This window comes from Thermovenabulum gondwanense (genome assembly GCF_001601575.1).
GTDB classification, from domain to species: Bacteria; Bacillota; Thermosediminibacteria; order Thermosediminibacterales; family Thermosediminibacteraceae; genus Thermovenabulum; species Thermovenabulum gondwanense.
The window spans coordinates 48,117-59,048 of record NZ_LOHZ01000028.1 but is presented as its reverse complement, the minus strand read 5'-3'; the positions used below and the strand labels follow the sequence as shown (position 1 = coordinate 59,048).

Annotated in this window: 12 protein-coding genes; 1 reads left to right on the top strand and 11 read right to left on the bottom strand. The window is 37.5% G+C overall.

The annotated features are described in order from the left end of the window. Window positions 1–262: 262 nt before the first annotated feature. The 3 genes from ATZ99_RS06305 to ATZ99_RS06295 form a co-directional block, all read right to left on the bottom strand. Window positions 263–1,432, bottom strand: coding sequence for an aspartate-alanine antiporter-like transporter (locus tag ATZ99_RS06305; RefSeq protein ID WP_068748393.1), 1,170 nt, complete (start codon window positions 1,430–1,432; stop codon window positions 263–265). 64 nt (window positions 1,433–1,496) lie between these two features. Beyond that, on the bottom strand, window positions 1,497–2,996 hold the full coding sequence (gene scpC, locus ATZ99_RS06300) for a succinyl-CoA:acetate CoA-transferase ScpC (RefSeq protein ID WP_068748392.1): 1,500 nt from the start codon (window positions 2,994–2,996) through the stop codon (window positions 1,497–1,499). Between the two features lie 152 nt (window positions 2,997–3,148). Next, a complete protein-coding gene (locus ATZ99_RS06295) occupies window positions 3,149–3,490 on the bottom strand; it encodes a DUF3870 domain-containing protein (RefSeq protein ID WP_068748391.1) in 342 nt (113 codons plus the stop codon). 233 nt (window positions 3,491–3,723) lie between these two features. Here ATZ99_RS06295 and ATZ99_RS06290 point away from each other — a divergent pair, with 233 nt between their 5' ends. Continuing rightward, complete coding sequence (locus tag ATZ99_RS06290) at window positions 3,724–4,509, top strand: NAD-dependent protein deacylase (protein ID WP_245641326.1); 786 nt, start codon at window positions 3,724–3,726, stop codon at window positions 4,507–4,509. A 64-nt stretch (window positions 4,510–4,573) separates the two neighbouring features. Here ATZ99_RS06290 and sfsA read toward each other — a convergent pair whose 3' ends face one another. The 8 genes from sfsA to ATZ99_RS06250 form a co-directional block, all read right to left on the bottom strand. Next, complete coding sequence (sfsA, locus tag ATZ99_RS06285; protein WP_068748389.1) at window positions 4,574–5,269, bottom strand: DNA/RNA nuclease SfsA; 696 nt, start codon at window positions 5,267–5,269, stop codon at window positions 4,574–4,576. Between the two features lie 10 nt (window positions 5,270–5,279). Then, window positions 5,280–5,975: a DUF6391 domain-containing protein gene (locus ATZ99_RS06280; RefSeq protein ID WP_068748388.1), complete on the bottom strand. Its 696-nt coding sequence runs from the start codon at window positions 5,973–5,975 to the stop codon at window positions 5,280–5,282. A 128-nt stretch (window positions 5,976–6,103) separates the two neighbouring features. Next, on the bottom strand, window positions 6,104–6,979 hold the full coding sequence (locus ATZ99_RS06275) for a CoA-transferase subunit beta (protein WP_068748387.1): 876 nt from the start codon (window positions 6,977–6,979) through the stop codon (window positions 6,104–6,106). A gap of 15 nt (window positions 6,980–6,994) precedes the next feature. Next, on the bottom strand, window positions 6,995–8,116 hold the full coding sequence (locus ATZ99_RS06270) for a CoA transferase subunit A (protein WP_068748386.1): 1,122 nt from the start codon (window positions 8,114–8,116) through the stop codon (window positions 6,995–6,997). 4 nt (window positions 8,117–8,120) lie between these two features. Beyond that, window positions 8,121–8,378 carry a hypothetical protein gene (locus tag ATZ99_RS06265; RefSeq protein ID WP_068748385.1) on the bottom strand — a complete coding sequence of 86 codons (258 nt, stop codon included), beginning with the start codon at window positions 8,376–8,378 and terminating at the stop codon, window positions 8,121–8,123. Between the two features lie 25 nt (window positions 8,379–8,403). Beyond that, on the bottom strand, window positions 8,404–9,810 hold the full coding sequence (locus ATZ99_RS06260; RefSeq protein WP_068748384.1) for a sodium:solute symporter family protein: 1,407 nt from the start codon (window positions 9,808–9,810) through the stop codon (window positions 8,404–8,406). A 170-nt stretch (window positions 9,811–9,980) separates the two neighbouring features. Continuing rightward, window positions 9,981–10,364 carry a DUF1284 domain-containing protein gene (locus tag ATZ99_RS06255; protein ID WP_068748383.1) on the bottom strand — a complete coding sequence of 128 codons (384 nt, stop codon included), beginning with the start codon at window positions 10,362–10,364 and terminating at the stop codon, window positions 9,981–9,983. A 9-nt stretch (window positions 10,365–10,373) separates the two neighbouring features. After that, complete coding sequence (locus ATZ99_RS06250; RefSeq protein WP_245641325.1) at window positions 10,374–10,886, bottom strand: thioredoxin family protein; 513 nt, start codon at window positions 10,884–10,886, stop codon at window positions 10,374–10,376. Window positions 10,887–10,932: the final 46 nt, after the last annotated feature.

Sequence of the window (10,932 nt, the reverse complement as noted above, 5' to 3'; positions counted from 1 at the left end):
TCTATATTTGAACCGGTATAGAATTTTTCGTATCTTTCGGGTGCTTTCGCAATCGTCTTTTTTAAAGTTGTGTCTTCCCATCTTTTTTGTTCTGCTTCTATCCTGCTAAGGGTTTCTTTGTCAAACAAGTTTTTTCCCTCCTAAATTACAAATTTTAATAATACCACGGGAGAAATGGGTAACAGTTTTAATAAAAATTCCGTTACCCATTCCTTAATCATTAATTATTTATCAATATATATTCAATCAAACTGATATGTTATCAACCTAAAACAGTGTGAAGCAGTATAGTCCATATTACCATGAAAAGAAGAGCTATAGGATATGTTGCACCATAACCGGTAGCAACTTCATCAGTTCCAGTAGCTTCTATAGCCGCACCTAATCCGGGTGTGCTTGTCATTCCTCCACATATAGCACCAGAAAGAAGTATCCAGTTAATCTTCCAGATATACCTTCCAATTAAAAATCCTACTAATTCAGCAAATAAACCAGCTACAAACCCAATTACGCATAATATCACACCTGTCTGTTTAACTACTTCGACCACGCCCGCACCGCTATCAAGACCTACTATTGCGAGGAAAAACGCAAGACCAAGTTCTCTAAAATTTGCCAAGGTTTCCTTAGGCATTCTGGTATTTAAAGAACCAATTTTACCGAAATAGCCCAACAAAAGTGCTGATATTAATACGCCACCTGTTGTTTCCAACTTTATAGGTGTTGCAATTCCTGGAATTTTAAAGGGTATACTTCCTATAATTATTCCCAATGCAAGTATTATACAATAACTTAAAAGATTGAATTTTTCTTTTACCTGAGTAGGCTCAGACTTCTGGTTTTTATCTCCCTGCACTCCCTGCATCATTTCCATCCTATATTGTTCCAGTTCTTTTTTAACATCTATACGAAATATCAATGGAGCTAATTGAACAAAAAGTATAACAACTATTACTCCGAACGGATAAGCTACTGCGTGCCCTATGGTTATATTTGGATTATTTTTAGTAGCTTCAAGGGCAGCTGCAAGGCCCGGTGAGCTCGTAAGGGCTCCGGTGTAAGTACCCGATACCAGATAGGGATCAAGAGATCCTTGATACATCAATGTAAGAATATAAGTAGCAAAAGCTCCGGCAAAAGTTATTATAATTCCTAACAAAACAAATTTCAGTCCGTAAAGTTTTATTACCCTTCCTATGTCCTTTGCTGCTAATAAACCAACTGCTGATACAAATACTATTAAACTGAAGGTAAAAAGAACTTTTTCTGGTTTATATCCAAGAGCGCCAAAAACAAGGCCTACAAAAAGTGCTCCCGATGTCTCAAGGCTTATACCCTTTACCTTGATTTTCCCTAAAATCAATCCAAGAGCAGTAACAACAAATAGGATGAAAAATTTATTGCCAATTACACTCTTAATAAACGCATCCACAGTTTTCCCTCCTTTAAAATTTTTGAGTAAAAGAATTACTTAGAATATTAGCCTTACAATGTTTTTAAATCATCCTCCCTTCTTTTAAAAATTTTGTATGCCAAGAAAAAGCTTCTTCAAGAATATGCGGAGTATGGGTTAAGCCTGCTTTTTCTATTGCTTTATTGAAGTATTCCATTAAGGCATCTTTAAAATCGGGATGTGCACATTTTTTAATAATCTCCTTAGCCCTTTCCTTAGGACTTAATCCCCTTAAATCAGCAAGGCCTTGTTCTGTAACGACAACCATTACATCGTGCTCAGTGTGGTCTACATGAGAAACCATCGGCACTATGCATGAAATCAATCCGTTTTTTGCAGTAGAAGGAGTAGCAAATATGGATATATAAGCATTTCTCGTAAAATCTCCTGAACCTCCGATGCCATTCATCATCTTTGTCCCCATGATATGAGTTGAATTGACATGTCCGTAAATATCTACCTCAATAGCTGTATTCATTGCTATAACACCAAGACGCCTTATTATTTCAGGATTATTACTTATTTCCTGCGGCCGGAGTATTATTCTTTCTCTGTAAAAATCAATATTTTGGTAAAATCTTTCAAGTCCCTCTTCCGAAGGGGTAACAGAGGTACCGGAGGCAATTACCATTTTCCCGCTGTCCAAAAGGTCAAAAACTGCGTCCTGAATTACTTCAGAATAGAATTCAAGTCCTTCAAAAGGTGAATCCAATAGACCTTTCAAAACCGCATTAGCTATATTTCCTACGCCTGACTGGAGAGGAAGTAGGTTTTTCGGGAGCCTTCCCTTTTTAACCTCATTTTCTAAAAACTCTATAAGATGTTCGGATATTTTTTTAGACGTCTCGTCAACAGGTGCAAGAGGTCTTACACTGTCCTTTCTATTGGTAAGAACAATAGCTGCAATTTTATCAGGATTGCACGGTATATAATTTCCCCCAATTCTTTGATCTACCTTGGTTAAAGGAATAGGTTTTCTATTAGGAGGATTCTTCGGTGTATAAATATCGTGCATACCTTCAAGTTCTAAAGGATGACTTTCATTTAATTCAATTATCACCTTTTCCGCCATTTCTACAAAAACAGGACTATTACCCACAGAAGTAGCTGGAACTACCCCCCCATCCTCCCTAATGGCAACGGCTTCTATAATTGCTACATCAATCTTTCCAAGAAAACCATATCTTATCATCTGCGGCATATGGCTAAGATGAAGATCAACAAATTCTATTTTTCCTGAATTAATGGCATTTCTTATACTTTCATTGGTCTGATAGGGTATTCTCTTTATCAGTGCATTGGCTCTTGAAAGGGTACCATCCAGCTCGTCGCCTACAGAAGCCCCAGTATAAAGGGTAATCTTTAGATTTTCCTTTTCCGCTCTTTTTGAAATCGCTATTGGTACTTCTTTCGGATAGCCAGAAGGTGTAAAACCGCTGGTAGCAACAATCATACCGTCTTTAATTAAATTGGCTGCTTCTTCAGCTGTCATAATTTTGTCTTTTAAGCTCTGTAGGCGTAATCTTTCCTTAGATATATTCATAAATAATCACCTCTCAAAATTTTTTATAAAATAAAAGCGGCCTAAGACAGCATAATAAAGCTATCTTAGGCCGCACATTATCTGCTTTTATGACAAAAGGTCTTTTTGTCACTGCAGATAAATGGCCTTACAAAAATTTTAATTATTTTTTACTATTCATCATCGCTCTCAATATTTCTTAAATAATCTCTATATTTCATGTGGCATATTTTTAAAGCAGTAATTATAGATTTTTTAGCGGTACCTAAATATTGTCTTTCAAATATGTTAATTATTTCATCTATCTTTTTCATACTTTTACCTACAACAACGTCTTTAAAAAATTGTTTAGCTACAGAAGTTGCAAGAGTTATATCTGCATCAATAATTTCTGAAGTTTCAATATTAACACGTAAACTAATCCCTACAACACTGTAAAGTTTATATGCTGTTGTTTCTTCAGGTAATTTTGCATAACCCGTTATTAAAATTTCGTTTTTATTAATGTTTTGCATTAGCAACACCTTATTATATATTATTTGTGATAATAATTACTTTTTCTTATTCTATTTCTACAAAATTTAATAAATTCCTTCTATAACACTATATGTATACAGTATTTTTTGTTCCATATCACTGAAAAGCGTAATATCCTTAACGGATGGGTCTCTGATACTATAAGTTTTTGAAGTATTTATAAGAACGTTTTTTTATATATAATATATCTTAAATAAAGATGATAATATTTATGAAAGGAAGGAGAGTCATGATACAAAACCTTCAATGTTTTAATGAAAAAATAGAGGCCTTAAAAGAGCTCTTAACAGAGAACAAAAAAAATAATGTATTGACGGGGGCAGGAATTAGCACCGAAAGTGGTATCCCCGATTACCGGAGCAAGGGCACGGGGCTATGGGAAAGATTTGACCCTATGAAATACGTCAGTGTAACAGCGCTTATGACGGATCCAAAAAAGTTCTTTGATTTTAATATACCCACCTGGACAAAATACGTTAATGCACAACCAAATATTGCTCATAAGGTAATAGCAAAGCTTGAAGAAATGGGATACATACAAACAGTAATCACTCAAAATATCGATGGTTTGCATATTAAAGCTGGGTCGAAAAGGGTAAGAGAGGTGCACGGGCATTTAAGGACCTGTCATTGTATTGAATGCAAGAAAACCTTTCCCTTTGAAGAGATGTCTGGCCAGTACTTTTCCGGCATAAATCCTCCCAAATGCAGCAACTGTGGCGGCATGCTCAGGCCTGACGTGGTTTTGTTTGAAGACCCCATGGGAAAGGATTATTTAAAAGCCCTTGAAGATATGGAGGGATGTGAGCTCTTAGTGGTGGTGGGAAGCAGCCTTCAGGTTTACCCCGTAGCGGATCTCCCTTCCTTTTCCAAAAAATTGGTCATCATCAACAAAGAAGAAACCCCCTGGGACAGGTATGCAGACCTTGTAATTCACGAATCCATAGGAGAGGTGTTTAGACATCTTGCAGAAATCATGTACATAAATGTAAATTAGTTTTTAAAAATGTACATAACAATAAAAATTTTGTTGCTAAGCATCTTTCAAATTTTTTGTAGCTCTATAACAAAACCTTAATTTTTCCCTTTATCTTTATATCATCCACTCCTACTTCACAGTTAAAAGCAAATATATCAACACCGGCATTCCGAGCTCTGGTTAGTTCTTCAGAAAAAGCCTTATCCGTTTCCCAGTTAGGACAAAAAATTACTGCGTCTTCCCTTTGCACAATAAAAAGGACACCGGCAGCGTAACCTTCTTTTTTGGCTTCAATCAAATGTTTTAAATGTTTTGTTCCCCTTACTGTCGGTGCATCCGGGAAAAAAGCTACCGCATTCTTTACAAGGGTTACCCCTTTAACTTCCAAATAATAATCTATGCGTTCGGAATTACCCAGCCCTATATCAAAACGGCTATCTTTAAATTTGACTTCTGTTTTTAAATTTTTATATTCTTTAAAAAAGGGAGCAAGAGCTCCCCGTTTTATTTCTTCAACGGCAAGTTTTGATGGAATTGAGGAATCAACGGAAATTAAATATAAATCCTTTTTGACAAATACTAAATCATATTTATGCTTCCTATTTTTATTTTTTGATTCAAGCAGTATTACTTCCGCTCCGGGTATTAACAGCTCTTTTAGCCTCCCGCTATTTGGAACGTGAGCGGTAATCTCTTTTTGGTTTAATAAAACTTGCGCCTCAAATCGATTCAGCCTTTTTACAAAAATAGCTTCAATTTTTTCGCCCTCTATTTTCATATTCTTCTCCTTATAAAAATAATCTAAAGCCCCTTTTTACATCGGCGGTTTTTATAAAATAAGTCCTGTTAGGGTTTAAAAAGAATTCAAAAGGATAGCCAAGCCCTTGTCCGTATATATCAAGAATTTCCACATCCTCTACATCGGGATGAGTGGTGAAAAACTTTTGGAGCATGATTCCAAAAGGTTTTGCCAGAATATTTGCTAAAAGAAAAGCTACTAATATATTTAATAAATTAAAGTGTTTATAAAAGATTAATACAATAACAAAAGCAAGAGAAAATAAAAAATTGGCTGCAGCAATGGAAGTTCCGCATCGCGGGTGTAGAGCTAAATTTATTTCTCCCCGTCTCATCCTTAAAAGCCCTTCCCGGGCTGCATCTAAAATTTCGTAAGGAGGAGGAAGGTCAGGCCCCGATAGGGTAAAACCATTAGAATAAGCAAGTCCGCCTATTCTTAAATTTCGTCCATATCTTTCCTCCAGCACATTTACGGTGGCATGCTCTAAGCTGTGATTTTTTCTTACCCTTTTATCCGCGGCAATTTTTATTATCTGCCAGGGGATTGTTATAACATTATAAAAAGAGTTGAAAATTAAGACATAAGGCAGTAAAAATAATGAACCTATTATAAAAAATATTAGAAAGGGGAGTATCAAATACGGGAAGAAAAAAAATATTAATAAAAGCATTAATATAAAGGGCATGTTATTACCTTCCTTTTGCTAAATTTAAATTTAATTTTTATACCTTATAATCATTTTATAAAATTTGCTTTGTTTTTGCTATACCTGTAAATTAAACTTAAAAAAAAATGGGTGCGTTTTTTGCACCCTTATTCTTTTCTTTTTGGCTTTCTTCCCAGATAAATCCTTTCCGGATCAACCTTCATCCTTAAAATCATCAACTCTTCTTCCGTAGGTGGCTCCATAACTCTGCACCTCGAAATATCAAGCTTAAATCCCGTATTCTCTTTTACAAATTCCGGATCGATCCCCGGATAAATTTCGTCAAGGAAAAGTATACCCGTTTCGGGATCGGGCTTCATTTTGCAAAGGTCGGTAACCACCACCAGTTCTCCACCTCTGTAAAGGCCGTAATCGAATCTCGTCTCTCCTTTGGGCCCCCTCATTCCCGCCGGTGTGGTTAAATATTGGACCTTATCGGGGAGGCGCCTTTTCTCGTGGACCATCATGGCGATTATCTTATCCGCTAAGCTGGCTATACTGTTTGCCCCTCCACTCCCTGTAAACCTAACATCCGGTCCTCTTCCCGTTTCGGAAACCCCTTTCGGCCAGTAGCTACCTATTGCTGTTGAATTAAGGTTGCCGTATTTATCGCATTCTGCTGCTCCGAGAACTCCGAGGGTACAGTACCCCCTGGCCGCTAAGGTTCCAAATGCATCTACAAGAGTAGAAAGGGTAGATGCCTGATAGCACGCTCTGGGGTCCGCAACGGAAACGGGTATATGTTCAATTTTAGGACCTACCGTGCCCGCTTCCAGGATTATCGTCATGTTGGGAGCATGGGTATGCTGGGCAAGCATAGCGGCAAGAAGGGGTAATCCCGTCCCTACAAACGCAAAGGCCTCGTCGGGCATCTCCCTTGCCGTTGCCACAGCCAAAAGTTCCATATAAGTGTATTTATCTTTTTCCAGACCCATTTTTATTAAGTATTCTTCATATTCCTTAACATTTATATCTAAAGGCATTTTTTCACCCTTCCCTCAATTGAATCTGTCCAGGTTCGGATTATAGTGGTATTTAGGATCGGTTCTCAATGAAAAAAGTTTCTTTATTCCTACCCTATTGTACAAATAATCCCAATCATCCCTGGTTTCCTTTACATGCTTTTCCCAGAATTCCTTTACTTTTTCTTTGGGCTGATGATTTACCTCTTTTACGTAATTCTTAAACCATGAATAATCGTAATCGTAGTAATTTGGAACGGCACTGGGGTAAGCTCCGAAGGGTTGTTCCACAATAGCATGTACAAAATGAGCAGCTATCTGGTTATGTTCCGGAACGGCTCTTAACTCTTCCGGTGGACATATCCTTTCACATTCTACTATAAGTATCCTACCGCAAAGGGATTGATCCAGGTCCGGACCTATAAGGCCTTCTATTCTTACGGTGCCGTCGAGAGCAACTCTTTGAGCCCTCACTACACATACTTCGGGCATTAAAGGAGGTACAAGGGCAACCTTAACTCCTTCTTTTCCGGTATACTTTTTCGAATTTATCTTACCCTCTCTGTATGCATTAGTTTTATTTACGCAGGAATCTTCCCCGCTTAAAAATCTTCTGGGTCTTAACCCAAATCCCTCAAAGGGGTCATCTATAATTTCATATTTTTTGGGAGGTATTCCGGGGTGAATAAAATCTCCGTTTTCCTTCTTGCCTCTTAGCCCGGCCTTTTTGAATGTATCGTATTCAATAAGATCGCTGCCAATATCGCCAAGACAGGGCATAAAAGGAAGACCCAATCTTCCTGCCAAAGTCCTCTGAGCAAAGCTCCAGTTACTGTAATCTTCTATAAGTTCGATTTCTCCCGATTCAATGGCCTGCCTTATAGCATAAGCAACGGGCATGCCACCTTCCAGGCCTAAGTAAGTAGTTTCGAGCCACTTGATTAATCCCGCTCCAGCAAGCATTTCTTCAACCAGTGTTCCACCGTTCATGGTAACAAAAAGGTCTTTTATCCCTTGCCTTACAATCTCCCTGGCAATTGTCATCGGTCTCCTTAATATCGTAAATCCGCCAAAGGCTATGTGGGTTCCCGGTTTAATAAACCTTTCAACGGCCTCTTTTGCGGTCATAACCTTGTTTTTAAGTTCGGAGCTAATCATAATCTTACTCCTCCTTTAGTAAAGGAATAACTTCCTTTAGTTTCTCCGATAAAAGTTGTAAGAATTTTACTTTTTCATCAATGTATAAAATAGAATTTTCCAGTTCTTTTTTCAAACAATCTCTTTCTTCTCCTTTTATACCTTCGATTTCTTTAAAAAATTCATCATACCTTTCAAGAGCCTGTTTTGAAAGGATTTCCGCTTCCAGCAGGCTGTTATTGCAGGCATTTAAAAGCCATATATAGTTCATTAGATTTTTCATTATAATTCCCCCTGACAAGTTTAATTTAAGCCATCTGAGTTTTGTTTTTGGGAGTTCTTTTATTAAAAAGGGCTCCTGCAAAAATTAATAGCATACCTATTAATATCCCCGGAATAAGAGGGTCTATATTCTCGGGTAGAATAAATTTACCGACTAGCACCGTTAACGGGCTTATGACCATTGACAGGATTGCAAATCTCCTGTCAACCCTTCCTCTCATAAATATTGCCGCACATAAGGGAGCGAAAACCGTAGCCCCCCTAAGTCCCATAGACATAAAGCTCCACTTTAAAATCAGGGATTTCAGGTTTCCGGTGATGAATAAGAGCGTGATGCTCAAAACCGCTATTATACTTAATCTCGTTACCCTCAGCAAAACACCGTCATTTGCCTTTGGATTAATGAATTTTGCATAAATATCTTTGGCAAAGATGGTGCTGATCCCCAGCGTAAGCCCGGAACCCGTTCCTGCAACGGCTATGAGTAAGGTGGCGAGTATCACTCCGCCCAGCCAGGGGTTTAAATGGTTTATAACGAACAAAGGTAGAGCCGAGGCTGGATTTATGTTGGGGAAATTTGCTTTCATATAAAGTCCTATTAAAATCCCCGCTATACCGATTGGAGGAATGATTATCGCACTAATTAATGCACCTTTTTTGGCTTCTTTTACACTTTTCCCTGACACCACCGCCTGAAAATAGGTCTGGGTGGAAATAACGCCTATAACCAGCGAAAAACCTGCAGCAAAATCTACCCAGAATCCTCTCCCGAATAAGTTAAAGTATGGGTTTGCCGGAAAGGTACTAAATATTCCCGATAATCCTCCCAGGCCTTTATACGAAATAATACCTCCTACCAGCATTGCAAGATATAAGAGCAAAAGTTTTGCCACGCCGACAATTCCCGCACCCCAAACCCCACCGAAAATAACGTAGGTAGCCATAATTAATATCGCAATTACTGCAGCCGAAAAAGGCAGCATTTTAAACATTGATGTAATCAGGGCTACGGCAGAAAGAACCTGAGCTACAATATTTAAAAACATGCCAATAGAAACAAAAATACTGGAAATAGGCCCTGCAATTTGACCGTATTCGTCGCAGAGAATTTGAGGTATTGTTCCTTTATTCATTTTATAGAATGGTTCGGCAAAAAAAAGCGCCAGAACCAGACATCCTATACCGGCTCCTAAGGTGAACCACCAGGCAGAAAGCCCGGAAACAAAAGCGAGCTGAGCCGTTCCGATGGTAGACGCGCCTCCTACCAGCGTTCCCGTTATTGCTCCGACAATTACGGATGAATCCGCTCTTCTTCCTCCCGTAGAAAAATCGGAAGAACTTTTAATATTCCTACCCGAAAAATATCCGAGAAAGGTGATAAAAAGCAGTGTAATCACTAATCCGAAAGTGTGTTCAAAGGAAAGGTTGTACAATTTAGAATCCTCCTTATAATCAATTTTTTGTCTATTTTTATTATTTTTTGTAAATTGCTAAACTTTTAACTAACTTGTCTGATTAAATGATACAATATATTAAAAAAATAATCAATAATTATAAATTATAAAAAAATACCACCCCGGAGGGTGGATATAATAAAACTTTTTCAGTTTTTTAAAGGATTTTTACAATATCCTTCAAAATTACATCCGCTGCAGAACTCTTTATAAAACTCTAATGGTATAAAAGAAAGGATTTTTTTCAAATCAGAAAAACGAATCGAATCCCCTGCAGCAAATTTCAAGTGCTTTAAAGCCAAATTATCCAAGCTTTTTACCTCATCTTCTGAGCTCAAAGAATAATGACAAGTAAAATCTTTTAGATATTTACATCCTTCACATACATCATCAGGACCCTCTACAACCTTTACCGCATCTCCCTCGGCCATTTTTTTCTTTATAAGTTGCACATTTTCTTTAAACCTTTCATCAATACCATCCCCATCGTAATAATTCAAGCAAATTAAATGATGCCCTCTAAGTTTAATCATAGGCTGTTCTCATCTTCCCTCAATAATATTTAAAAATTCTTCCGCAATCATATCCGAATATAGACCATTTCTGTAATTTCTGCGGGCTACAATGTAATCCGCCTGCATACCCTTTTCGTAAATTTCTTTTATTTTAGCAGGTATTTCTACGTAATTTCCTAACTCTCTGTAATTTTCATCAAGGAAAATAAAAGTGGGAATTCGGGGTTTTCCATCGTATTTATAATTTTCCAGTAATTCCTCATTTCCTTCTTTTGGCAGTATTGCATAATCTATAACACCCGAGGTTTTTGCCATTTTTATGAGGACGGGAACGGCAGCAATGCAATCGGGACACCAGCTTTCAGCAAAAACCAGGACCTTTACTTTTTTATTAATCTCATTAATTCTTTCTACCAATTTATCGTTAAAGTTTATTTTGCCGTAAATATCCTCAATCTTTTTCCTCGAGTTTTCGTCAGCTTGTTCTAAAAAATCTTCAAAATCTATCCCCTTTAAAAAAAGCTTTTTAAAATCCATCATCCTCCTTTTGCTCAAGCTGAAAATGTCTTGCTTGAGGCTGGGCTAT